Below are 25,276 nucleotides of genomic sequence, written 5' to 3'. Positions count from 1 at the left end.
CCTCGGATAATTTATTATTCGAGGTTATTTTTTAATTTTTAATTTGTTTTAACATGAAAAAATTTACTTTAAGTCTTTTGTTTAGTTTATTTAGTATATTTTCTTTTGGTCAATTTACTACATCTGTTCCCTTGATGACAGTAAATGGAGCAATATCTTCCTCAATCAATTTTGGGACAAATGTTTCAACATTAAATGTAACCTTATCTGTAGAAATTACATCAAGTGTAATCCCTGACGATAGTGCGGCAGGTGGAGATCTGACAATATATTATAAAAAGAATCCCGTTGATACTCCTATCATTCCTACAGGAGGAAGTGCTAAGGTCGTTTTCTTTTTAGGAAATACCAAAGTAACAAAACCAACTGATATTACTCTTAATGCAAGTCAATTTGATGTAAGTGGAGGGGTTTTATATGCTGAATATAAAAGTAGCTCTAGCAAAATTTTTAAGAGTCCTGATATAAATATAACAAAAACCGTAACTCCAACCAATCCAACCAATCCAACCAACCCGACGAATCCGACTAATCCGACCAATCCAACTGAAAATTTGAATAAAATTGTTTTTAATGGCATTCCTGCTAATTCTGTTTACAAAAACGAAGGAGATAACTCTGGTCTTATCGTTGGATCGGATATGGGAATAAACGTAAAATATCAATGGTATAAAAGATACTGGGTTGGGGATCAACCCGATGTTACGATCATTGGAGCTACATCTAAAGATTATTTACCTGTTGATTTTGAAACATTTAACTATTGGAGAAGATCGAAAGATTTATCAACAGGTGAAAATAGAGTTAGTAATATTATTGAAATAAATGTAATTCCAGCACCGGCTTTGCAAAATAATAATATTACTTCGAGTAAATATATGATCAATGGTAGCGTACCAACTGGAGGTATCAACTCCTACACTTATTCTTGGATGATTTGGGGAGCGGAAGACCCTTATACTTTTCCAGACACAGGACAAAATCTAATGCTTGATGAAGCAACATATAATTATCTAAATTGGTATCCCAATGCTTATATAGTGAGATATGTAAAATCAGGACGTCAAACTATAGCAAGTAATCATGTACGACTTTTGCCTATTTCTTTACCTATTCCTGAAATACAAAATAATGTAATTTCAGTTGATGGATATCAAGTCATAGGAAGTCAGCCGACTGGAGGTGGAGGGGAATATACGTATTCATGGTTTTTGGGTAGTCAAGAAGATCCAATTTGGTTTGAGGAAACGAGTAAAGATTTAAACTTAAACAAATATCCACGTGTTATAAGTATTTTGGAAACTGATCCATCAGCATCATTACATAGAACTGTAATGTCTTTAAAAAGATCAAATAGCAATAATGTAAATTTATATAAGGTACCTACTTTTAAACAGCAGTCTGTTGATAGAGGAGATTCTTCATTGATGTATCCTAATCCAGCATCCGAAACAATAAATTTTACGACCAACTTTTCTTCTGATAAAGAAATTGAAATTGTACTTTATTCAGAAAAAATAGGAAACGAAAAATCAATTTTTAAAGGCAAAGTAACACCTAATCAAGTCATAAACTGGAATATACCTTCAAGCTATAGCAAAGGACTTTATTTCTATAAAATATTATCAGACAATAAAGAAGTTAAATCAGGAAAAGTAATTTTCAAATAACATTTACAAGACAGTTAGTTAATCATTAGCTTTGTTTTTTTTATTTTTTTGATAAAGAGGCCAGATTCATCTGGTCTCTTTTTTGTTTTTTACTTTATTTATAAAAACAATTATTAATTAAGCTTTAATCTTATCTTTGCACATATTTTTTCATAATAAATTAGAGGAAATTTCGTTCAAATTAGTTTTCAGAAACAATCCTTTAAAATTTAAATTTTCAAGTGAATACAAAATCATATTTTTTTCAGTCTTTTGTCATTGTTGCATTAGCATTAGTTGCCTTTATTGGATTCAAGCAAATTTTGCCAGATAAGATTTTTTCTGAAAGCAAAATGAATTCAAAAAACGTGCTTGTCGACAGTTTACTTCTAGAAGCAGTCGCTAAAGATTCATTAGGTACAAACGACAGTCTTGATGCAATTGAAGAGGCTGATGCAAAAGAAGAAATCGTTTATGAAAATGTCGAAGGAATTGAATTTCCATCTGAAACTTTTGATAATTATAAAGGTTACCAATATCTGATTTCGTTTTACGAAAAATTATATCAATTAGAGAAACATCCGGAATCAAATGTTAGAATTGCTTATTATGGTGATTCAATGACTGATGGTGATTTAATTGTTCAAGACGTTAGAATGAATTATCAGGAACGTTTTGGTGGAAATGGCGTTGGTTTTGTACCGATTACTTCAGAGTCGGCGAGCATCGCGCGGGTCGGTGAAATCTTCTTATTCTAAAAACTGGAAAACACAATCGTATTTGAATGTCAAAAAACCGTCAAGTCCTTTTGGAGTAAACGGACATGTCTTTTTTGCTAATGATAAAACCAACCCAACTTGGGTGCAATATGAAGCTGGAACGAATAAATATTCTACAACTTTAGATAATCCGACTTTATTTTACGGAAGAGCTTCTAAAAACGGAAAAGTGAATTTCATTATAGGAAAAGATACTTTGAAGAAAAATCTAAATCCGAATAATTTGGTTAACACTTTAAAAGTAAGTTCAGGACATCTAAAAGCCTTCAAAGCTAATTTCATAAGTGCAGATTCTATTCCAATTTATGGATTCAATTTTGATAATGGAGTCGGTGTTCACGTTGATAACTTCTCCCAAAGAGGAAATTCTGGTTTGCCAATTTCAATGTTTAACGCCAATGTAATGCAAGGCTTCAATAATAATCTGAAATACGATTTGATTATCTTGCATTATGGAACAAACGTATTGAATTACGGAACAAAAAATTATAATTGGTACGAACGAGGAATGACCAAAACAGTAAATAAAATAAAAGAATCTTTTCCTGGGGTTTCTATTTTAATTGTTTCAACGGCAGATAAATCGACTAAGTATGATTTAGAAATGAAAACAGATTCGGCTGTTGTGCCTTTAATGAGATCTCAAAAAAGATATGCATTGGATACAGAATCTGGTTTTGTGAATTTATATACTTTGATGGGAGGCGACGGATCGATGGTGAAATGGGTTGACGAAACTCCGGCTAGAGCCAACAAAGATTACACGCACTTTAATCAGCGTGGCGCAAAAGCAATCGGGAATTTATTATATACTCAATTAAATAAAGGTTACGAAGAATATAAAATATTGCGTGAAAAACGTGAAGCTGTCGCGAATCAGCAAAGAGCGACTCGAAAAACCAAAGCAGATTCTACTTCTGTCAAAAATGATAGTGTAAATGAATAAACTGATTATTTTTTTCTGTTGTCTTTTTTCTCTACTAATGAAAAAACGGTAAAAACAGATTCACTTCCAATACCAAAAAATATGATTCACAAAGTCGATTCAATAGCGGCCGATCCTGTTTCTGATGATCAAATTTATAATGCGAAAGTATTAACAGATTTCTTCGAAAAATTGAAGGAGAATGAAAGCTACAACAATCAGAAAATAAATATTGTTCATATTGGAGATTCGCATATTCAGGGTGATTTGATGACCAATGAAGTGAGAAAAAAATTGCAGCAACAATTGGGGAATGCTGGTAGAGGTCTGGTTTTTCCGTATCAGCTGGCTAAAACAAACGGATCTTATAACGAACGATTTTATTCAAACAGAACTTGGGAAAGCTACCGAAATATTCTTCCGACAAAAAGCGTTCCTGTTGGTTTGAGTGGAATTGGGCTTTGGAGAGACAATGGCGGTTTTGCTGTTGAGCTGAGAGTGAAAGATATGGCGTATAAATTCAATACAATAAAAGTGATTACGCCACAAAATCAAAATATGTTTGATTTGGCAACATCATCTCAAGTTAATTTGATCCAATCAACGGAGAAAAAGTAATTACACATAAAATCAAAAAAGGAGAAGCAATTTCTACTATTGCGGATAAATATAATGTCTCAGTTGCAGAGATTAAAAGAGCTAACGGATTAAAATCAAATAATATCCGTTCGGGAAGAACCTTGAAAATTCCAACAAACGAAACGAAACAAAAAACAATTAAAAGTTCAGAATTTGTTCCGTTGAATGTAGAATCAGATTCGTTTTGTCATTATTACAATTCTGATAAAGCGTTGGAAAAAATTTATTTGATTCCGAATAAAGAGGCTTCAAAATATGAATTGAACGGAATTGTTTTGGAAAAAGATTCTCCAGGAATATTGTACAGTAATATTGGCGTAAACGGAGCAAAATATTCCGATTATAATAAATATCCTTTATTTTTTGAGCAGTTAAAAGCATTGCATCCGGATGTGTTGGTTTTTTCACTCGGGACAAATGAGAGTTATGATCATTTAGAAGTTGAAGGTTACATCAGGCACTTGAGGGAATTTATAAGCAATATCAAAGCTCAAAATATAAATGTTCCGATAATTGTAATGACACCACCGCCGTCATTGCTTCGAAGAAAGCCCAATACATATATTAGAGATTATACAAGAGAAATTTTGGAAATCGCACAAAAAGATGGTTTTGCCGTGTGGGATTTATACGATGAATTTGGAGGAATGGACGGAATTCGAAAATTAAAAACTCAGGGAATAATTGGCCCAGATTGGGTTCATTATTCAAAAAAGGGTTATGAAAAACAAGGAAACTTGTTTGCGAAGGCAATTTTAAAAGCATACGATAATTTTAAATTAAAGAATTAAGTTGACAACAATAGATAGCATTAATAATTGGTTCATTCAAAATTTTGGTGCAATTACTACAGAACAAATTGAAAGCTGGTTTGTTTATAATCCAGACGAAAAGCTTTTATTCAATACCGGTTTATTCTTAGGATTGTTTCTGGTTTTTTATTTTGTGTATGCCTTTTTACGCAAAACATTTTATTTGAGATTGACGTATGTGATTCTCTTCTCGCTTTTCTTTTATTACAAGTCAAGCGGTATTTATTTTTTGCTTTTATTGCTTTCCTCTGTTGTGGATTATGGTTTGAGCCAAATCATTTTTAGAGCAACGAAGGATAGTACTAAGAAAATATATCTTGTTATAAGCGTAATCCTAAATTTGGGATTATTGGGTTATTTCAAGTACATGAACTTCATGATTGTGACTTTCAATGATATGTTTCATGGCAATTATCAGCTTCATGATATTTTTCTTCCTGTCGGAATTTCGTTTTATACTTTTCAGTCGATGAGTTATATCATTGAGATTTACCGCGAAGAAATTAAGCCGACAAAAAATTATATCGAGTATTTATTTTTCGTTTCATTTTTTCCGCAGTTAGTAGCCGGGCCAATTGTCCGCGCAAAAGATTTCTTGCCTCAGATTTATCAAAAATTAAATCTTTCGAGACAGGACGTTAATAATGCTTTGTTTTTGATTATTGGCGGATTGATTAAGAAAACGGTAATCTCGAATTATATTTCAGTAAACTTTGTTGACCGTGTTTTTGATACGCCGTTGAGTTATACTTCTTTCGAGAATTTGATGGCTTCATACGGATATGCTATTCAAATTTATTGTGATTTCTCAGGATATTCAGATATGGCAATCGGAATCGCATTATTGCTCGGATTCAAATTGCCAGTCAACTTTAGAACTCCGTATAAATCAACTTCGATTACTGATTTCTGGAGAAGATGGCACATTTCGCTTTCAACTTGGCTGAAAGATTTCTTATATATTTCGATGGGAGGAAACCGTGAAGGTTCTTTCGCAGGATATTTATTCCCGAGTTTATTCTTCTTCGGATTATTGCTTTGGGGAATTACGAGTTATAATACCAGTATAATTCCATTAATCGTTGCTTCGGTTTCGATTTTACTTTTCTGCTTATCTTTTCTGCTTTCAAGCAAAAAGAAACAGACTTTAGTAACGAATTTGAATTTATTCACCACAATGCTTCTCGGAGGATTATGGCATGGAGCAGGAGCCCAGTTCATTGTTTGGGGAGCTTTACACGGATTGGCTTTGGCAATTCATAAAATTTTCGTGGAGCTTTTTCCATCCAAAAAAGATAAAAAACCGAACTTCTTGTGGAGATTCTTTTCAATAGTAATCACATTTCATTTTGTAGTTTTCTGCTGGATATTTTTCCGCGCCAGAGATTTCGAAACGGCATTACAAGTAATCAATAATATTGGTCAATTAACATTTGAACCAGAACTTTGGAAAACAATTGTTATTGGTTACAAAAACGTATTCGGATTAATGTTATTCGGTTACGTTTGGCATTTCTTGCCAGAGACTTTCACAAACGGAATGAAATCTGTTTTTGATAAAACGCCAATTTTAGTAAAAGCAATAATTTTAGGATTCGTTTATTGGATTGTTTACGCAACAGCGGTAGCAGGTTCACAGCCATTTATATACTTTCAATTCTAAAATAAAGTTACAAAGTGACATAGTTACAAAGGCGCAAAGGTTTTTCTCTGCGCCTTTTTTGTTTGCACGAAAGCGCAAAGACGCGAAGTTTTTTTTCTCGCAGATCCCCAGATTAAGGGGATTTTTTATTTCCACTAAAAAAATAATCTGCAAAATCTGCCGGATCTGCGAGAGAAAAATAACAGTTAAGCAAGTAGAGAAATTAGTATAATTCGTGGCAAAAAAACTTTGCACCTTTGTAACTTTGTTCCTCTGAACCTTAAAAATAAAAATTGCCTGAAATATCTAATTAGATTATCTTTGCACTTCAAATAAAGAAAATAATATGTTTGATAATTTAAGCGATAAGTTAGATAAAGCGTTCCATATATTAAAAGGACACGGTAAAATTACAGAAGTAAACGTTGCCGATACTTTAAAAGAAGTGCGTCGTGCATTGCTTGATGCCGATGTTAACTTTAAAATTGCTAAAGATTTTACAGCTAGAGTAAAAGACAAAGCAATTGGACAGGATGTATTGACAACACTTCAGCCAGGACAATTATTGGTGAAGTTGGTTAAAGACGAACTTACCGAATTAATGGGTGGAGACGTTGCTGGTGTTAACCTTTCAGGAAATCCAACTGTGATTTTGATGTCAGGTTTGCAAGGTTCTGGTAAAACGACTTTCTCTGGAAAATTAGCAAACTTCTTAAAAACTAAGAAAAACAAGAAACCACTTCTTGTAGCGTGTGATATCTACCGCCCAGCGGCGATCAATCAGCCGCATGTTGTGGGAGATCAAATAGGTGTTGAGGTTTACTCAGAACCAGAAAACAAAAATCCTGTAGAAATTGCTCAAAACGCAATCAAACATGCAAAAGCAAACGGATTTAATGTTGTTATCGTCGATACAGCAGGACGTTTGGCAGTAGATCAGGAAATGATGGACGAAATTGCTCGTGTACACAAAGCAATTCAGCCACAAGAAACATTGTTCGTTGTCGATTCTATGACAGGACAAGATGCTGTAAATACAGCAAAAGCTTTCAACGATATCTTGAATTTTGATGGAGTTATCTTAACAAAATTAGATGGTGATACTCGCGGTGGAGCTCGCGCTTTCAATCAAATCGATTGTAAACAAACCAATCAAATTTGTTGGTACTGGAGAAAAAATGGAAGCAATTGATGTTTTCTATCCAGAACGTATGGCTGAGCGTATTTTAGGAATGGGAGACGTTGTGTCTCTTGTTGAAAGAGCTCAGGAACAATTTGATGAAGAAGAAGCAAGAAAACTTCAAAAGAAAATCGCTAAAAACGAATTTGGTTTTGATGACTTCTTAACGCAGATTCAGCAAGTGAAGAAAATGGGTAACATGAAAGATTTGGTTGGAATGATACCAGGAGCTTCAAAAGCCATGAAAGATGTTGAAATCGAAGATGATGCTTTCAAACATATCGAAGCGATTATTTATTCGATGACGCCAGGAGAAAGAAGCAAGCCAGCCATTATCGACGTAAAAAGAAAGGCCAGAATCGCTAAAGGTTCGGGAACTAAAGTCGAGCAAGTAAATCAGTTAATGAAGCAGTTTGACCAAATGAGCAAAATGATGAAGATGATGCAAGGTCCGGGCGGAAAAAACCTGATGAAAATGATGGGAGGCATGAAAGGAATGCCAGGAGGAATGCCGAGATAAAAATATTAAAAGTTTCAAGTTTCAGGTTTCAAGTTAGAAACTGAAATTTGAAACTTTTTTAATTACATAAAAATTTAAGTTACTTAAATAACTTGAAACTTTAAACCTGAAACAAAATAAACACAACACATGCAACTACTAGACGGTAAAAAAACATCTAACGACATTAAAAACGAAATTGCGACCGAAGTTCAATCTATAAAAGCGGCTGGTGGGAAAGTGCCTCATTTAGCGGCAGTTTTAGTGGGAAATAACGGGGCGAGTTTAACTTACGTAGGAAGTAAAGTAAAATCTTGCCAAGAAATTGGCTTTGATTCAACTTTAGTTGCTTTACCAGAAACAATTACTGAAGATGAATTGCTTGCAAAAATTAAAGAATTGAACGAAGATGATAATCTAGACGGTTACATCGTTCAGTTGCCTTTGCCAAAGCATATAGACGAGCAGAAAATCTTATTAGCAATCGATCCAGATAAAGATGTAGATGGTTTTCATCCAACTAATTTCGGAAGAATGGCACTTGAAATGGAAAGTTTTATTCCTGCGACACCATTCGGAATTATGGAATTGTTGGAACGTTACAAAGTAGAAACTTCAGGAAAACATACTGTTGTAATTGGAAGAAGCCACATCGTAGGACGTCCAATGAGCATCTTAATGAGCCGTAAAGGAAATCCGGGAGATTCTACTGTTACATTAACACACAGTCGTACTAAAGATTTGGCTGAATTCACTAAAAACGCAGATATCATCATCACAGCTTTAGGAGTTCCAGAATTCTTAAAAGCCGATATGGTAAAAGAAGGAGTAACAGTTATCGACGTTGGAATTACTCGTGTTGATGATGCATCAAATCCAAAAGGATATGTTATCAAAGGAGATGTTGATTTTGATGGCGTAAGCAAAAAGCCTCGTTCATTACGCCTGTTCCAGGTGGAGTTGGGCCAATGACAATTGCAATGTTATTAAAAAACACGCTTTTAGCTCGTAAAATGAGAAGCGCAAGAAAATAATACAAAAAATAAAAATCAATACAGAAAGTCCATCTCGTAAAGATGGGCTTTTTAGTTTTACAAAGCCATATAAAATATTCGGAATTTGAAATGAAAACATTTTATAAAAGTAATGACGGATTATTTGAAATTCCTGAATGGAATTCGAATTGTTGGATTAACGTAGAATCACCAACGTTAGAAGAAAAAAATATTTATTAGAAGAACTTCAAATTCCCGAAGCTTTTTACAATGACATTGAAGATATCGACGAAAGGCCCCGTATTGAAACGGAAGATGGCTGGACATTAGTAATTTTGCGCGTTCCAATAAAAAGAGAGGATATAAAATTACCATTTTACACCATACCTTTAGGATTTATTTTTAAAGATGATATCAAAGTAACCATCAGTTTTTACAGAACCGAAATTATCTGTGACCTTGTTCGTTATTCTCAAAAAAAACACATTCAGATCAACGATAATTTTTGTCTCGTTTTAAGACTTTTGCTTTCGTCAAGCGTTTGGTATTTGAAATACCTTAAACAAATCAATCAAAAAATTAAACTGGCAGAAGATAATTTAGAGAAATCGATTAAAAATGAAGAATTACAGGGATTGCTTCAAATTGAGAAATGTCTCGTATTTTTTATCACTTCATTAAAAGGAAATGATGTTTTATTTCATAGGATCAAAAACCTAAAAATTCAAACCGAAAATTACGACACAGATTTGGTAGAAGATGTCGAAATTGAATTAAGTCAGGCGCAAGATACAGCAAATATTTATAGCGATATCTTGACAAGAATGGTAGACTCATATGCTTCTGTAATTTCGAACAACATGAATAATATCATGAAGCAAATGACTTCGATTTCTATTATTCTGATGATTCCAACATTAATTGCCAGTTTATACGGTATGAATGTTCCTAATGGACTGGAAGAAATTAAATATGGAATCTGGATTCTTCTTTCAATTTCGATCGTTTTATCGGCTATCGGCGTATTTCTTTTTAAAAGAAGACGATGGTTTTAAATAACAGAGAGCTTGTTCATCACGAACAGGTTTTTTTGTTTTGATATGCTTTGGGCGTGACCGTCCCAAGACAAGAAGGCAAATATACTTTGCGCATATACGCCTTCTTGTCTCGGGACGGTCGGGCTATTCGCGCTACTTCGGTAGCTTGCTACTATCCCTCACGCAATGTTGTAAAGGAGGTAAAAGGTCTTTAGAAACTGTTGGAGCTATTCATAAAAAAACTCTTTTTTATTTGCCAATTCAAAATAAATAATAACTTTGTACTGCAAAGTACTTTTATTATGAATCAGAAACACCAAGAAGATTTAGCACATATACGTTCCATGATGGAGCGTTCTTCACGATTTATATCATTAAGCGGACTTTCAGGAGTTTTTGCTGGGCTTTCAGCCTTAATTGGCGGTTTGTATGTATATCAGTTGTTTAAGATAAATGGTATTGAGTATTTTACAGATGATCATATTTTGTTATCTGGAGATTTGGTTGCTCATTTATTCCTAACTGGAGTTGTAATTTTAGTTTGTGCATTTGTATTTGGAGCCTTTTTTACAATCAGAAAATCCCGAAAATACAATTTGCCAATTTGGACATCGGCAACAAAAAATATGTTGTTTAATCTAGCTGTACCTTTGGTGTCAGGAGGCATTTTTTGCTTGGCTTTAATCTATCACGGGTATTTTGGACTAGTTGCGCCATCTACTTTAATTTTTTACGGACTTGCAGTTATAAATGCCGAAAAATATACTTTTTCAGATATTAAATATTTAGGCTTTTTAGAGCTTATTTTAGGAGGTATTTCGCTTTTTTTATAGGATATGGTTTGATATTTTGGATCATCGGATTCGGAATTCTGCATATTATATACGGATTAGTGATGTTCAAAAAATACAAATAACCCAATGGGAATTATTGATAAACTAAATAAAGATTTTGAAAGCCGTGTCAGATTGGGTATTATGTCCGTTCTGATGGTTAACGACTGGGTAGATTTTACCGAGATGAAAACCCTTTTGAATATCACTGACGGTAATTTAGCGAGTCATGCATCAGCTCTTGAAAAATCGGAGTATATTGAAGTTAAAAAAGAATTTGTGGGCAAAAAGCCAAAAACATCCTACCAAGTAACTGCTTTAGGACGCGCGACTTTTAAAGAACATCTTTCTTATCTTGAAAAATTAATGAAATCTTAATAACTATATTTTTTTGTCTAACGACTTTGAATTACAAAGTACTTTTAATTAAATAACCATGAAAAAACACCACATTATTTTCGTTTGCAGTTTTATTTTTTTACTGCTTTTTTATAGAGAAGATCCAGGACTTAACTGGTCTATTTTTGGACTTGTCTTAACGGGCTTTATTTGTTATTTATTCCAAGATCGATTTACTGAAAGAACACATTTAATTTTGGTAGTGACATCGGTTTTGTCTGCTCTTGCTTTTGGATGGTACGGAGATGCTTGCTTCTTTCTTCGCGATGGCGCTTTCAATTTTATTTTTGCAATTCAAAACACAGGAAAACAAATTAAAAATCATTCAGATTTTTCCATTGATAATTCTAAACGGAATAACTTCTTTAGGACGTATTTGGATTTTCAAACAATGGCTTCCAGAAAAGCAAATTCATAATAATTTTGCTAAAAAGTTGATTGCTTTTGTTTTGATTCCGGCAATTTTTCTAGGATTGTTTTTCGTTGTCTATTCTTTTGGAAGCACACATTTTTCTTCTCTTTTTACAGATTATCAATTAGATATTGACGTGCCCCAGTTTTTGCTGTTGAGTATTGCTGGTTTTTATATTTCATTTAGTTTTTGGAATTATTGGGTTCCTGAAGTTTGTTATGAAAAAAATGAACTTCTTGATAATGAATTTAAGAATATTGCCGAAGTCAAAAACCAGAATACATTTTCATTTTTGGATTTGGATTTCGAAAGAAAAAGCGGTGTGATCACTTTAGGATTATTGAATTTGATGCTTTTGGTTTTCATTGCGACTTATAATTATGAACAGTTTTTTGAAGTAGTTACGGCGCAGGCTTCTAAACTGAGTGCTGATACGCATGAAAGAGTAAATTCTGTTATACTTTCAATTCTAATGGCGGTTGGTGTAATTATGTTTTATTTCAAAGGCGGATTCAATTTTGACAAAAAAGCGACGCTTCTTAAAACATTGGCTAAAATCTGGATTTTTTTAAATGGAATTTTGATTATAAGTACGATTATTAAAAATTCTGAATATGTTTCATTTTTTGGTTTGACCTACAAACGTCTGGGGGTCTATGCTTTTCTTGTTTTGGCAATTATTGGTTTGGTTTACACATTTTTGAAAATCACAAAACAAAAAACAAACGCTTATTTAGTCAATCAAATGGTTTGGTATTTCTACGGAACAGTTCTTATTTGTAGTTATGTAAATTGGGGAAATATCATTACCAATTATAATATTTCTGTAAACAAAGGAGTAACGCCACAATTTTTAAGTGGTTTGAATTTTAATGAAGAGGCACGCAGAGCGTATTTTCAAAAAAATCATTTAGATGGTGGCAAAACCGAAATGGAGCGAGAAGAACTAGTCGATTTTTACCAAAATTCTACATTTTTGTCTAAAGCTTTATATTATGATTTTCTAACAGAGGAAAAATAAAAATAAAAAATCCGAACTTCAAAAGTTCGGATTTTTTATGAATTCAGTTTAATTATCACCTCTTTTTCGGAATCTAGGATCGTGTTTTGAGATAAAAGTTTTTCTTCGAGTTGGAGCAGGAGCTTCAACTTTTGGTAAACTTGCTTCTTCGGTTTTACTTGAAGGCTCAATCAATTGATTTAATTCCTTTATTTCGTCATCAGTCAAATCGCGGTAACGCCCGACAGGAACGTCTAATGAAATATTAATAATTCGGATACGCTTCAACGCTGTAACTTCATAACCCAAATATTCAGACATTCTTCTAATTTGACGATTTAAACCTTGTGTCAAAATGATTTTAAAAGTGTATTTACTGATTTGCTCCACTTTACATTTTTTGGTAACAGTATCTAAAATCGGAACTCCATTTCCCATTCTTTGAATAAAGCGCTCTGTAATAGGTTTGTTTACTGTAACCGTGTATTCTTTTTCGTGGTTGTTTCTTGCACGCAGAATCTTATTCACAATATCGCCATCATTGGTCATAAAAATCAAGCCTTCACTGGCTTTATCCAATCTTCCAATCGGGAAAATTCGTTTTGGATAATTGATATAATCCACAATGTTATTTCGAACTTCAAGATTAGTTGTGCATTCAATTCCAACAGGTTTGTTGAATGCCAAATAAATCATTTTTTCGTGCTTTTCAACTATCAATTTTCCATCTACGCGTATTTCATCTTCTGGCGAAACTTTGGTCCCCATTTCCGGTACAACGCCATTTATTGTCACACGTCCTTCTTCGATAAGTTTATCGGCTTCACGACGAGAACAGAAACCCGTTTCGGCAATAAATTTATTCAGACGTTTTAAATTCTCTTCCATATTGCAAAAGTAGGCAAAATTTAAGATTTTAGAATGCAGATTTTAGATTTTAGATTTTCCACAATCTTGTCATTCTGAGGAACGAAGGATCACACTAGAAATTCCACATGCAGAATCGCCAATCTTTGTCGAGTTACGAGTGTGATCCTTCGTTCCTCAGGATGACAAAAATGTGGTTACTATCAAAAAAAACTTAGAACCTTAGCACCTTTTTTTAAGAATGAAATTCAGAACTATCCTGAGGCGTTTCTTTTCGATCAAACATTCCATAATCGCGAACAACACTTGCAATTCTTAGATGATAATCTTTAAAAACTTCATTTCTTCCTTTTGCTTGTGCGTGGCGATGCATTTCTAGATTTCTCCATTGCTGAATACTTTCTTCATCTCTCCAAAAAGACAAAGACAAAACCTTTTCAGGATTGGTAAAACTCTGAAAACGCTCAATCGAAATAAAACCTTCAATGTGGTCTAATTCTGGACGCAGACTTAAAGCAATATCCAAATATTCTTCTTTTTTCCTTCATTAGGAATAACTTCAAAAATTACAGCTATCATATTTTTATTTTTTATTGTAATGAAATCCAGATTTTTTTGGCAATCTGGCGTTGATCATGGGTTCGTATTGAATATTATTGTCTAAAAGTTCTATCGTTTTATAATTATCAAATAAAAACCATAAAGCTTCAGTTGCTAAATGAATTGAAAAATGTTTCGCCAAGCACATGTGACCACCAATTCCGAAAGTTAGATTTTCAGCATTGCTATTTCTTTCAATATCAAATTTTGATTCGTTTTCAAATTTCTCAGGGTCGCGGTTTGCCGATGCAAGTACAATTAAAATCACATCGTTTTTTTTAATTAGGCTTTCGCCGATATATAAATCTTCAGTCGCAATTCGTCTGGTATTATGAATGGGCGGATCATAACGCAAAGTTTCGATAACCGATTTTTGTATTTCAATTTTATTCGAAAAAGTTTTATGATTAAGAATTTGCAAAAGCGAATTACTCAAAATTCCTCTTCCAGCGTCAAAACTCTGAATAAATAATCCAATTAAATTGCTAATGCTTATTATTTTGATTTCGTCAAGCGAAAGAGAATTTGGCTTCGAAATTTTATTTGGTAAAGATTCATAAAAATTTAGTTGAAAAAGCTGTTTTTCTACAATTGAAAAGATGGTTTCTGAAATTTCATTAATAGATTTTACTTGTGCTTCAGTTTTTTGCGGAAGCATTATTTTAACCAAAGATTCAATATGATCTGAAATAAATGCGCAATCTTTTTCCTCAAAATCAAAACTTTTCAAAATAACCAAAACCGGCAATTTTTTGCAAACCGAATTTATCCAATCCATTTTATTTTCAGTCAAATCATTTTTTATTAATTGCGAAATAATAGAATTAATACCAACAGATTTCATTTTTGAAAACAACAATATTGCAATTTCTTTTGAAATTTCATGCTGAATTCCGTTTGACAATCGGGTTAAATTGGTTAGAATTTTTTGAGCATGTTTATTCAGTTTTTGTTCGTTGTTTGGATTTACTGCTGGAATCTCGGCTTTTGGATTTTTCAAAACAGCAACACAATCTTCATAAGAATATATCGCCCATATTTTATCTGTCTCATCCCAATAAACTGGATTGTTTTGCAACATGTTTTTGTAGTTTAAGTAAGGATTTTCGATATCAGATTGAAGGAATAAAGTCGAAGTCATTTGGGATGTTTTTAGCAAAGTTATTTAACTTTACAAGATGATACTTCATTCTGCGCTTAACTATGAATATTTAAAATGGAAGATCAATTTATAAAAACGGCCTCTTTAATTGGCGATCCAACACGCGCCTCAATTTTGTGGACTTTAATGGACGGAAGAGCTTTTACAGCAACAGAATTGGCAGTAAGCGTAAACACTTCGCCACAAAATATAAGTATGCATTTAGGCAAACTTCTTGATGCAAATTTGCTTTGTGTAGAAAAACAAGGGCGTCATAAATATTACCGATTTTCAAATAAAGAAGTCGCGTACGCGCTTGAAGCAATGGCAAGTTTGGTTCCGAAACCTGAAGTTTCTTCAAAAAGTAAAACCGAAAAATATCCTCCAATAAAATTCTGCAGAACTTGCTATGATCATTTGGCAGGAAAAATTGGCGTTGCGTTAACGGATAGTTTATTGGAACAAAAAATAATTGTAGATCAAAATAATACTTTTGAAATAAGTCCAGAGGGGAAAAGATGGTTTTCAGATTTTGGAATTAATTTGGAAGAAGCGCAAAAACAAAAACGAATTTTCTTAAAACCGTGTTTAGATTGGAGCGAACGCAGAAATCATATTGCCGGTTCTGTCGGAACTTTGCTTTTTAATAAAATGATAAAAGAAGACTGGCTCAGGAAAACTGAAAATTCCCGAGTAATAATTGTTACAGGAAAAGGAGAGAAGGAATTGCTGAAGCATTTTAGGATTGTTGTTTAGACAACTTAGACTTCTTAGATTATTAGAATTTTAGATTTTCGCGTAAAGTTTGTCATTCCGAGGAACGAGGAATCTCCGCAAGAACTCGACAAAGATTGACGATTTTAGGAACGGAGTTTCTTGCGGAGATTCCTCGTTCCTCGGAATGACAATATTGTGGTCAATGTTCTATAAAAAAACTTAGAGTCTTAGCGACTTAGTGGCTCAGAATCTTTCGAAGAAAAAGAAACTCAATCACTTTATCGTACAATTCATCATCGTGCATTCCATGGCCTAAACCAGTTGTTTCAATAAATTTGCTATTTTTCCAATTGCTGGCTATTTTTTTCCTTCTTCAAAAGCAACAATTTTATCTGAAACATCATGCGCAATTAGTCCTGGGATATTAAATTCGGAAGCAAATTTCTGTCCAGAAAAATCTTCCAGTTTAAAATTAAATCGATCTAAGAATTTGCTTTCTAAAAGCGAAAACATCTTGCTATTCAAACTCAACATTGACACATAATTATCAATCAAAGTTTTCAATTCAGATGGCGCTCCTAAAATCACCATTTTATTGATGCTGGTATTCGGAAATAAATATTGATGATATACAGATGCCGCACCACCAATAGAATGTCCGATAATGATTTCTGGCTGGTATTTCTCGACCGCTTTATTGATAAATTCGGCGTAAAGAGGTACGTTGAATTCTTTTCCACTGCTTTGTCCGTGTGCAGGCGCGTCAATGGCGATTATGGTGCTTCCAGATTTTTGAAGATGTGGCAAGGTTTTTTCCAGCGTGAAGCATTGCTTTCCCAGCCGTGAACTAATAAAATCTTAGTTTCATTTCCTTTCCAAATATAAGTTTGAAAATGATGTTCGTTATGATGAAATATTTCTGTTTCAGTATTTCTCAAAACCTTCGGAAGCTCTTCTTTTTTAATCTGCCAATTCGAGGCTGACTGAAAAGCGCATAAGAAAGCTCCATTGCTTTTTGTGGACGCACGTAACTCAAAAAGTTAATATAAGATCCAACTGATTTTAATGTAATAAAACGAATGCTTTTTTTAATTCCCAAAACAAGTAATTTAAATGTAAAATAATATGCGGGAATCGATTAAAAAAGTTTCGCCACGAATTACACAAATTTAGCACGAATTTTTATTCCATTTAGAAACAAATTAAAAATTAGTGGAAATTAGTGAAATTAGTGGCAAAAAAATATTTAACAAAAAAAAGTCCCGATTTAATCGGGACTTGATATTTAGAATTTTGCGAACAATTGTTCCATTTTTTCTTTTTCTTCTTCAGCTAATTGAGTATCAACTAAAATTCTTCCAGAGTGCTCATCAGTGATGATTTTCTTTCTTGAAGCAATTTCAACCTGAGTTTGTGGTGGAATTGTGAAGAAAGATCCAGCAGAAGCTCCTCTTTCGATAGAAACTACAGCTAATCCGTTACGAACACTGCTTCTGATTCTGTTGTAAGCCGCTAATAATCTGTCTTCGATTTGTGCGGCATATTCAGCAGATTTCTCAGTTAAGAAAGATTCTTCTTTCTGAGTTTCAGCCATGATAGCGTCTAATTCAGATTTTTTATGTTTTAAGTGAGAGCTTTTAGCATCAAGTTTTTCTTTTAAATTAGAAATAACTTCTTTTTTGTGCTCGATAGAAGCTTTCATCTCTTTGATTTGCTTTTCAGCCAATTGAATTTCTAATTCTTGAAATTCAACTTCTTTTGTCAAAGAATTAAATTCTCTGTTATTACGAACTGATTCTTGTTGTTTTGTGTATTTTTTAATAACCTCTTTGTGCTCCTCAATAGCAATTTTCTTTGCTTTGATTTGCTCCTCAATTACCTCAAGTTCACCTTTCAGTTTCTCTGAACGAGTGCTCAAACCTGCAACTTCATCTTCTAAATCTTCAACTTCTAAAGGAAGTTCTCCTCTAACGTTTCTGATTTCGTCAATTCTAGAGTCAATAAGCTGTAAATCGTATATTGCTCTTAACTTGTCCTCAACACTTAATTCTTTCGTATTCGCCATATTCTATAAGTACTTAACTGGATTTGTATTTTCTTCCGATAAAATGATTGCAAAATTAAGAATTTTTTTCGAAGAAAATCAACAATATAGTTTTTTGTATAGCGTTCGCTCTCAAAATGACCAATATCGGCTAAAAGAAGCTTGTTTTCGGCTTCATAAAATTGATGATATTTTAAGTCGGCAGTCAAAAAAGCATCTGCTCCGGCGTGTATTGCATTTTTTATGGCAAAACTTCCTGATCCGCCTAAAACGGCAACTTTTTTTATTTTTTTGCCTAAAAATGCCGAATGACGAATTCCATCTGCAATCATTTTATCTTTTACGAAATGAAGAAAATCTTTTTCATCCATTTCATTTTCAAATTCACCAATCATTCCCAAGCCTATATTCTGATGTGAATTTTCAAGATTATAAATCTCATATGCCACTTCTTCATAAATATGATTTTCGAAAAGCGCTTTTAAAATTCGGGATTGAAGATGCTTTTCAAACGTAACTTCGATTTTGATTTCTTGAGTTTCAGTCAATTCATGTCGTTCACCAATTACAGGATTGCTTTCAGAATTTCCTTTGTAAGTTCCTATTCCTTCTGAATTGAAACTGCAATTGTCATAGTTTCCAATTGTTCCTGCGCCAGCATCAAACAAAGCTTGACGTACTTTTTGAGCATTTTCTGGGACGGTATAAGTCACTAATTTTTGAATGAAACTTTGCTTCGGAATCAAAACCTTGGTGTTTGTCAAACCTAATGCATCGCAGAAAATTTTGTTCACACCAGCCGAATGATTGTCAAGTGCAGTATGAACGGCAAAAATAGCGACATCATTTTTAATAGCTTTTAAAATAGCTCGCTCAACATAATTTTTGCCTGTGATTTTTTTGATTCCAGAAAATAATATCGGATGAAAACAAACTACCAAATTGCAATTTTTAGAAATTGCTTCATCAATCACATTTTCTAAGGCATCGTGGCAAACTAAAACGCCAGTACTTCCAGTTTCTGAATTTCCAACTAAAAGTCCGACGTTGTCAAAATCTTCGGCGTAAGCCAAAGGTGCCATTTCTTCTAGAACTGATATTATATTTTTGATTTTCATTTAATTTTTTGTTTCAAGTTTTGGGTTTCAGATTTTTTCTTAGAATCAAAAACCTTTAATGCTAAAACAAATTAACGAAGAAACTGATCAACTTTAAAATATTTGGATAATATTGTGTTGTACAATTTAGTATTGCCAGTAATACATAGTATTACTAATAGTATCAATTTTGTATCTTTGTTTTTAAATCAAGAACTATGAAAACGCTAACTGTAAAAATAAACGAACGTACTAAGATAGGAAAAGCTTTTATCGCCATGTTTGATAGTTTTAAAGGTTTTGAAGAAATTGAGATTATTGAAACAGATTCTAAAAAACTTAAAGCGGAAAAAAGCACCTATAATCCCGAATTTGTAAAAATGGTATTAGAAGCAGATAAAAGAGGTGAATATAAAGAGGTTGATCCAAAAGATGTATGGGGAAGTTTAGGCTTAAAATAGAAAAATTAGCAGAGTCACATTTAAAAAAACATTTCAAAGCAGGTAATCAAGCAAGTATCAAAAAAATTAATCAAATTTTAGAAGAGCTTAGCGAAACACCTTATGAAGGTGTTGGGAAACCTGAAGCATTAAAATATGGATTGAGCGGGTTTTGGTCCAGAGAAATAAATTCTAAAGACAGGATTATATATAAAGTTCAGGAAGATATCGTAACCGTTTTTGTAATCTCTGCAATGGGGCATTATTCTGATAAATAACTTCTATGAACTTACTTCGAAAATTACTTTTTCCATTTGCCATTTTATACGGATTCATAACTTCGATCCGTAATTTTCTTTTTGACAAGGGAATTTTAAAATCGACTTCATTTGATATTCCTGTTATTGCCGTTGGAAATTTAAGCGTTGGCGGAACTGGAAAAACGCCTCAAATTGAATATCTAATTCGGTTATTATCTGATAAATATAAAGTTGCAACTTTAAGTCGTGGTTATAAAAGAAAATCAGAAGGTTTTGTTTTGGCTGATGAAACTTCAAATGCTGAAATTTTGGGAGATGAACCTTTTCAATTCTATCAAAAATTTCCAAATATTCAGGTTGCTGTTGATGCGGACAGAACAAACGGAATCCAGCAATTGCTTTCGCAGAAAGAAAAACCAGAAATTGTATTGCTTGATGATGCGTATCAACACCGAAAAGTAAAAGCTGGTTTTTATATTTTATTGACTTCCTACGATGATTTGTACGCAGATGATTTCATGCTTCCGACAGGAAATTTGCGTGAAAGTAGGAGCGGGGCAAACCGTGCAAATATTGTTGTTATAACAAAATGCCCGAGGAATTTATCTGAAGAAAAACAAGCTGAAATTCGATTGAAATTAAATTTAAGTTGTTCGCAACAAAGCTTTTTTACTTTTATAGATTATGATGATGTAATTTATGGAAAAGAAAAAGTTTTGGTTAATGAAATAAAATCAGAATCAAAATTACTTCTTGCCGGAATTGCAAAACCAAAACCATTTTTCGATTATCTAAAAAATGCAACAGACGAATGTCTGACTTTTCCTGATCATCACCATTTTTCTGAAGCCGATTTAGACTCCATTCAGAATAAAGCAAATGGGAAAAAATCATTACCACGGAAAAAGATTATGTTCGATTAAAAGATTCAAAACTAGTTTCGCAATTGTATTATCTACCTATAAAAAGTTCGTTTATAAATCATCAACAAAATTTTGATGCGACAGTTTTGGAGTATGTCAAAAGAAGCTTAGAATCTTAGCAACTTAGAACCTTAGCATCTCAAAAATCAATCAAAAAACTTAGCAATTATGCTATAAAATTCATCTGGAACAAAAGGTTTTGTAATAACGTCATTCATTCCGAAAGACAAAAGCATATCTCTGTTTTCGTCAAGAGAAATTGCTGTTAGCGCAATAATCGGAGTTGTTTTGTCAAACTCTCGAATCATTTTTGTCGCGGTTGTTCCGTTAATTCCAGGCAAATGCACATCCATTAAAACCATATCAAAACGTTTCACTTTTAAAAGTTCGACAGCTTCTTCTCCATTATCGATTATTTCGCAAGAAATTGCTTTGTTTTCCAACATTTTACGCGTAATCATCTGATTGATTTTATTGTCTTCAATCAATAAAATCGATTTGTGCTCTAATTGTTTGTCGCTGTAAAGTTTGGTGGTTTCTTCAACAACTTCCAATGGTTCAGTATTAATATTGAAATTCAGTTTAAAGGTAAACGTCGATCCTTTGCCCACTTCACTTTTAAGTTTTATTTCTCCTCCAAGGAGTTCAATGAGTTTTTTTACAATAGTCAAGCCTAAGCCTGTTCCGCCATATTTGCGGTTTACTTCAATAGAACCTTGAGAAAAACTCTCAAAAACAGTTTGCAGTTTGTCTTCAGGAATTCCAATTCCGGTATCCACGATTTCAAAATAAACGGTTGCATTTTCTTCTTCAATTGCATACAATTTTGCGATCACATTTACATGTCCGTTTTGTGTGAATTTTAAAGCGTTATTGATTAGGTTGAGAATGATTTGAGATAATTTTGTTGGGTCGCCAATCAAATTGTCAGGAATAGCTTCGTCGATTTCAAGATTGAAATAGTTTTTATTGGCGTGACCAATTCTTTAAGAGAGCTCTGAATGTTGAATAAAAGCTCTTTTAAATTGAAACTGATGTATTCAACTTCAACTTTTGTGGAGTCGATTTTGTTGATTTCTAAAATCTCGTTGATAAATGTAGTCAAGTAGTTGCCTGAAAATTTCAAAGATTCCAAGTACTTTAATTGATTCTTTTTTGGATTGTCTTCTAAAAGCAAATGCGTAATTCCGTTGATCGCATTCAATGGTGTCCGGAGTTCATGGCTCACTGTTGACAAAAATTCAGATCTGGCTTTTGATGCTTTTTCTGCTTTGTTCTTGGCAAGAATCAATTCTTTGTTTTTTTCTCTTAAAAGCAAATTATTCTGATTTCGAATAATGTTGTTTTTATATAAAGCCAAACTTAAAAGCGATAAAATCGAAATTAATGCAATGGCTAAAATACTTACCAATTTTGAATAGCGATAGGTTTTTAGCTGGATTTTTTGATCACTTTCGCGTTTCAGCGTATTGTTTATAGATTGTGTTTTTTTGAATTTCTCAAAATCATTGAAATCTAATTTTGCATTTTTCAGTTTTAAAATATAGTTTTCGATTTGGTAATGCTCATCGAGATACGAATAGGCGAGATCAAAATTCCGATTCTTTTTGTAGTATTGACTAATAGCAAGTATGATTTTAGATTTTTGAGCCAAGTTGTTGTTTTTGGCGCTATAATCTAATGCGTTATCAAAATGAACTAAAGCAGAGTCATTTCTTTTCAGCGTTGTTTCAATCAATCCAAGCTGATAATACGAATCGGCTTTGGTTTTGATTATTTTTGGGTTGTCTGGTTTGTTTACTATTTTTTGGAAAGTCTTTGCTGAAAGCGGTAGATTTTTACCAATTTTTAATGCCATTGCCTTTTGATAATCCAAAATTTCAGCATGATCAACAAGTTTTAGCTCTCTTAATAAACTATCTGCTTTTTTGTAATAGATATTGCCAATTTCAAAGTTTCCTTGTGCAGTGTTTGTGGCTCCAATATAATGAAGTGCCAAAATTTTAGTGCATGTTGGTTTTACTTTGTCAAATAAGGAAACGCTTTTGTGAAAGTTTTTTAGCGCCTCATCATATTTTTGCTGGTTGTAATAAATTTTTCCCAGCTTGAAAGTTTGATTGGCTAAGTTTTCGGTTTTATTATTGGTTTGGCAAAAGTCAATAGATTTTTTAGTGTAAAAAACGGCTTGTTTATACTTTTGCTTATCAAGATTTGAGTTGGCTAATTTATTATAATAGGAAACGCTATCTGTATTCTTTTTAGTTTGAGAATACAAAAATGAATTTAAAAAACAAATAAGAATAAGAATGTGGTATTTCATGTATTGCAATGCTTTTACAATGAATCTATGTTTTTCTTATCAGTAAAATCAAATCTATTAATCTTGATGAATAGCCAATTTCATTATCATACCAACCTACAACTTTTACCATTTTATCAATAACTGATGTAAGTTGAGCATCAAATAAACACGAATGCGTATTGCCAATAATATCAACAGAAACGATAGGATCTTCTGTGTAATCTAATATTCCTTTTAAATTTGTTTTTGAGGCTTTTTCAAAAGCTTTATTAATTTCTTCAATAGTAACGGCGCGCTTTACATTGAAAGTAATATCTGTTAATGAGCCATCGGGAACAGGTACACGAATGCCGCATCCTCCGATTTTTTGATGCAATTTAGGAAAAATTTTTGTTAATGCCTTAGCCGCACCTGTAGTTGTTGGAACAATTGACTGACTTGCACCTCTCGCTCGGCGTAAATCCTTATGTGGCTGGTCGTGAAGGCTTTGGTCAGTAGTGTATGAATGTATAGTTGTAATGTATGCTTGCTCGATGCCACATAGTTCATCAATGATTTTTATCATTGGAGCAAGCATTATTTGTTGTACAACTTGCATTTGAAACTATATTTTCATTTCCATCCAGAATGTTTTCATTTACACCTAAAACTACAGTTTTTATTGTATCAACTTCTGAAGGAGCCGAAAGAATCACTTTTTTGCTCCAGCTTCCAGATGCGCATTTAATTCTTCGTGTGTTTTGTATTTTCCAGTTGATTCTATTACAAAATCAATATTGTGGCTTTTCCAGTCTAAATTTGAAATGCTTTTTTCGTGAAAAAATAAATACTGCTTGTTGTCCACAATAATTGATTCTTCATCATGGCTCACTGCATAGGGCAAAACACCATGTATGCTGTCGTATTTTATTAAATGTGCCATCGTTTTATTGTCGGCAATATCGTTGATTGCAACAACTTCAATTTCAGGATGGTTTAAAAGCAAGCGGAATAAATTTCTTCCAATTCTTCCAAAACCATTTATAGCAATTCTTGTTTTCAATTATTTGGTTTATTCGTTTAATCGTTAAAATCGTTTACTTGCTCGAAACCGTTAAACCTCTTTGCGATTAAACGATTAACCAGTTAAACGATTAACCTAAAATTTATAAAATATGTTTTTGTGCTTTGTATGAAGAACGAACTAAAGGACCGCTTTCGACATGACGGAAACCTAATTCAAGTCCGAATTTCTCGTATCTTGCAAATTGCTCAGGAGTAATAAATTCTTTTACAGGCAAGTGTTTTTTACTTGGTTGAAGGTATTGGCCAATAGTAACAACATCAACATTTGCATTGCGCAAATCTCTCATAGTCTGAAAAACTTCTTCTTCAGTTTCGCCAAGACCTAGCATGATGCCAGATTTGGTTCTGTTGATTCCTTTTTCTTTTAAATAGCGCAAAACTTCAAGACTGCGATCGTATTTAGCTTGAATACGAACTTCACGAGTTAAACGACGAACTGTTTCCATATTGTGTGAAACTACTTCTGGATTTGCTTCAACAATTCGGTCAATATTTCTTTCGATTCCCTGAAAATCCGGAATTAAGGTTTCAAGTGTAGTTTCAGGATTCATTCTTCGGATTGCTTTTACTGTTTCAATCCAGATAATAGATCCTCCATCTTTCAAATCATCTCTGTCAACACTTGTGATTACAGCATGTTTAATATTCATGATTTTTATAGAACGCGCTACTTTTTCAGGTTCGTCCCAATCAACGGTTTCTGGTCTTCCGGTTTTTACACCACAAAATCCACATGAACGTGTACAAATATTTCCAAGAATCATAAAAGTTGCGGTTCCTTCACCCCAACACTCTCCCATATTTGGGCGACTTCCAGAAGTACAAATGGTATTTAGGCTGTATTTGTCGACTAAACCACGAAGTTCAGTATATTTTTGTCCAATTGGAAGTTTAACCTTTAACCATTTAGGTTTTCCAGTTGGTATATTTTCAATGACTGTTTCCATATATCAAAATTCAAAACACAAAGATACGGAATGTAGTTTATTTGAAGATGCTAATTTGCTTTTCGTTTGCTT

17 protein-coding genes and 8 pseudogenes are annotated in these 25,276 nt (G+C 33.2%); 15 read left to right on the top strand and 10 right to left on the bottom strand.

Annotation, left to right across the window (positions count from 1 at the left end):
* Positions 1-53 precede the first annotated feature (53 nt).
* The 11 genes and pseudogenes from ACQ9BO_RS25480 (at position 54) to ACQ9BO_RS25430 (ending at position 12,822) form a co-directional block, all read left to right on the top strand.
* Positions 54-1,670 (top strand): T9SS type A sorting domain-containing protein, encoded by a 1,617-nt coding sequence (locus ACQ9BO_RS25480; protein WP_431242980.1) that lies wholly within the window; start codon positions 54-56, stop codon positions 1,668-1,670.
* A gap of 221 nt (positions 1,671-1,891) precedes the next feature.
* Positions 1,892-3,374, top strand: a pseudogene (locus ACQ9BO_RS25475) (SGNH/GDSL hydrolase family protein).
* Between the two features lie 81 nt (positions 3,375-3,455).
* Positions 3,456-3,971, top strand: coding sequence for a hypothetical protein (locus ACQ9BO_RS25470; protein WP_431242979.1), 516 nt, complete (start codon positions 3,456-3,458; stop codon positions 3,969-3,971).
* Positions 3,972-4,093: 122 nt separating this feature from the next.
* Complete coding sequence (locus ACQ9BO_RS25465) at positions 4,094-4,783, top strand: SGNH/GDSL hydrolase family protein (RefSeq protein WP_431242978.1); 690 nt, start codon at positions 4,094-4,096, stop codon at positions 4,781-4,783.
* A 1-nt stretch (position 4,784) separates the two neighbouring features.
* Complete coding sequence (locus tag ACQ9BO_RS25460; protein WP_431242977.1) at positions 4,785-6,467, top strand: MBOAT family O-acyltransferase; 1,683 nt, start codon at positions 4,785-4,787, stop codon at positions 6,465-6,467.
* A gap of 325 nt (positions 6,468-6,792) precedes the next feature.
* Positions 6,793-8,146: pseudogene (gene ffh / locus ACQ9BO_RS25455) on the top strand (signal recognition particle protein).
* Between the two features lie 129 nt (positions 8,147-8,275).
* Positions 8,276-9,159 (top strand): annotated as a pseudogene (locus ACQ9BO_RS25450) (bifunctional 5,10-methylenetetrahydrofolate dehydrogenase/5,10-methenyltetrahydrofolate cyclohydrolase).
* A 167-nt stretch (positions 9,160-9,326) separates the two neighbouring features.
* Positions 9,327-10,175, top strand: coding sequence for a magnesium transporter CorA family protein (locus tag ACQ9BO_RS25445; protein WP_431245207.1), 849 nt, complete (start codon positions 9,327-9,329; stop codon positions 10,173-10,175).
* A gap of 284 nt (positions 10,176-10,459) precedes the next feature.
* Positions 10,460-11,073: pseudogene (locus tag ACQ9BO_RS25440) on the top strand (hypothetical protein).
* A 4-nt stretch (positions 11,074-11,077) separates the two neighbouring features.
* Positions 11,078-11,368, top strand: a complete 291-nt coding sequence (locus ACQ9BO_RS25435; RefSeq protein ID WP_431242976.1) for a winged helix-turn-helix domain-containing protein — start codon at positions 11,078-11,080, stop codon at positions 11,366-11,368.
* A 266-nt stretch (positions 11,369-11,634) separates the two neighbouring features.
* Positions 11,635-12,822, top strand: coding sequence for a DUF4173 domain-containing protein (locus ACQ9BO_RS25430; protein WP_431242975.1), 1,188 nt, complete (start codon positions 11,635-11,637; stop codon positions 12,820-12,822).
* 48 nt (positions 12,823-12,870) lie between these two features.
* On the opposite strand, the gene rluF is transcribed toward ACQ9BO_RS25430, so the two are convergent.
* The 3 genes from rluF to ACQ9BO_RS25415 all read right to left on the bottom strand — a co-directional run bounded on the left by rluF (position 12,871) and on the right by ACQ9BO_RS25415 (position 15,409).
* The gene (rluF, locus tag ACQ9BO_RS25425; RefSeq protein ID WP_431242974.1) at positions 12,871-13,689 is read right to left on the bottom strand and encodes a 23S rRNA pseudouridine(2604) synthase RluF; all 819 of its coding nucleotides are present in this window, start codon (positions 13,687-13,689) and stop codon (positions 12,871-12,873) included.
* A 214-nt stretch (positions 13,690-13,903) separates the two neighbouring features.
* The gene (locus ACQ9BO_RS25420) at positions 13,904-14,194 is read right to left on the bottom strand and encodes an antibiotic biosynthesis monooxygenase family protein (RefSeq protein ID WP_431242973.1); all 291 of its coding nucleotides are present in this window, start codon (positions 14,192-14,194) and stop codon (positions 13,904-13,906) included.
* A 57-nt stretch (positions 14,195-14,251) separates the two neighbouring features.
* Complete coding sequence (locus tag ACQ9BO_RS25415) at positions 14,252-15,409, bottom strand: cytochrome P450 (protein WP_431242972.1); 1,158 nt, start codon at positions 15,407-15,409, stop codon at positions 14,252-14,254.
* Between the two features lie 75 nt (positions 15,410-15,484).
* Between ACQ9BO_RS25415 and ACQ9BO_RS25410 the strand changes: the two genes are divergently transcribed.
* On the top strand, positions 15,485-16,165 hold the full coding sequence (locus tag ACQ9BO_RS25410) for an ArsR/SmtB family transcription factor (RefSeq protein ID WP_431242971.1): 681 nt from the start codon (positions 15,485-15,487) through the stop codon (positions 16,163-16,165).
* Positions 16,166-16,361: 196 nt separating this feature from the next.
* Here the strand turns inward: ACQ9BO_RS25410 and ACQ9BO_RS25405 are convergent.
* From ACQ9BO_RS25405 to ACQ9BO_RS25395, 3 genes and pseudogenes are all read right to left on the bottom strand, one after another.
* Positions 16,362-17,225 (bottom strand): annotated as a pseudogene (locus ACQ9BO_RS25405) (alpha/beta fold hydrolase).
* A 186-nt stretch (positions 17,226-17,411) separates the two neighbouring features.
* Positions 17,412-18,191, bottom strand: coding sequence for a zinc ribbon domain-containing protein (locus tag ACQ9BO_RS25400; RefSeq protein ID WP_431242970.1), 780 nt, complete (start codon positions 18,189-18,191; stop codon positions 17,412-17,414).
* A 3-nt stretch (positions 18,192-18,194) separates the two neighbouring features.
* Positions 18,195-19,288, bottom strand: a pseudogene (locus ACQ9BO_RS25395) (Nif3-like dinuclear metal center hexameric protein).
* A 197-nt stretch (positions 19,289-19,485) separates the two neighbouring features.
* On the opposite strand from ACQ9BO_RS25395, the gene ACQ9BO_RS25390 reads away from it, so the two are divergent.
* The 3 genes and pseudogenes from ACQ9BO_RS25390 (at position 19,486) to lpxK (ending at position 21,009) form a co-directional block, all read left to right on the top strand.
* Complete coding sequence (locus tag ACQ9BO_RS25390; protein ID WP_431242969.1) at positions 19,486-19,728, top strand: DUF2683 family protein; 243 nt, start codon at positions 19,486-19,488, stop codon at positions 19,726-19,728.
* Positions 19,704-19,985, top strand: a complete 282-nt coding sequence (locus ACQ9BO_RS25385) for a Txe/YoeB family addiction module toxin (RefSeq protein ID WP_091496383.1) — start codon at positions 19,704-19,706, stop codon at positions 19,983-19,985. Before ACQ9BO_RS25390 ends, ACQ9BO_RS25385 begins: the two co-directional genes overlap by 25 nt.
* A 5-nt stretch (positions 19,986-19,990) precedes the next feature.
* Positions 19,991-21,009 (top strand): annotated as a pseudogene (lpxK, locus tag ACQ9BO_RS25380) (tetraacyldisaccharide 4'-kinase).
* A 27-nt stretch (positions 21,010-21,036) separates the two neighbouring features.
* On the opposite strand, the gene ACQ9BO_RS25375 reads toward lpxK, so the two are convergent.
* The 4 genes and pseudogenes from ACQ9BO_RS25375 to lipA all read right to left on the bottom strand — a co-directional run bounded on the left by ACQ9BO_RS25375 (position 21,037) and on the right by lipA (position 25,204).
* Positions 21,037-21,813 carry an ATP-binding protein gene (locus ACQ9BO_RS25375; protein WP_431242968.1) on the bottom strand — a complete coding sequence of 259 codons (777 nt, stop codon included), beginning with the start codon at positions 21,811-21,813 and terminating at the stop codon, positions 21,037-21,039.
* Positions 21,810-23,210 (bottom strand): histidine kinase dimerization/phospho-acceptor domain-containing protein, encoded by a 1,401-nt coding sequence (locus tag ACQ9BO_RS25370; RefSeq protein WP_431242967.1) that lies wholly within the window; start codon positions 23,208-23,210, stop codon positions 21,810-21,812. The genes ACQ9BO_RS25375 and ACQ9BO_RS25370 overlap by 4 nt, the downstream gene beginning before the upstream one ends.
* Positions 23,211-23,235: 25 nt before the next feature.
* A pseudogene (gene gap, locus ACQ9BO_RS25365) lies at positions 23,236-24,234 on the bottom strand (type I glyceraldehyde-3-phosphate dehydrogenase).
* A 103-nt stretch (positions 24,235-24,337) separates the two neighbouring features.
* Positions 24,338-25,204, bottom strand: a complete 867-nt coding sequence (gene lipA / locus ACQ9BO_RS25360; RefSeq protein WP_431242966.1) for a lipoyl synthase — start codon at positions 25,202-25,204, stop codon at positions 24,338-24,340.
* Between the last annotated feature and the right edge of the window lie 72 nt (positions 25,205-25,276).

Source organism: Flavobacterium sp. P21, from assembly GCF_050632225.1.
Taxonomy (GTDB): Bacteria; Bacteroidota; Bacteroidia; order Flavobacteriales; family Flavobacteriaceae; genus Flavobacterium.
This window is presented reverse-complemented; position numbering and strand designations above follow the sequence as displayed.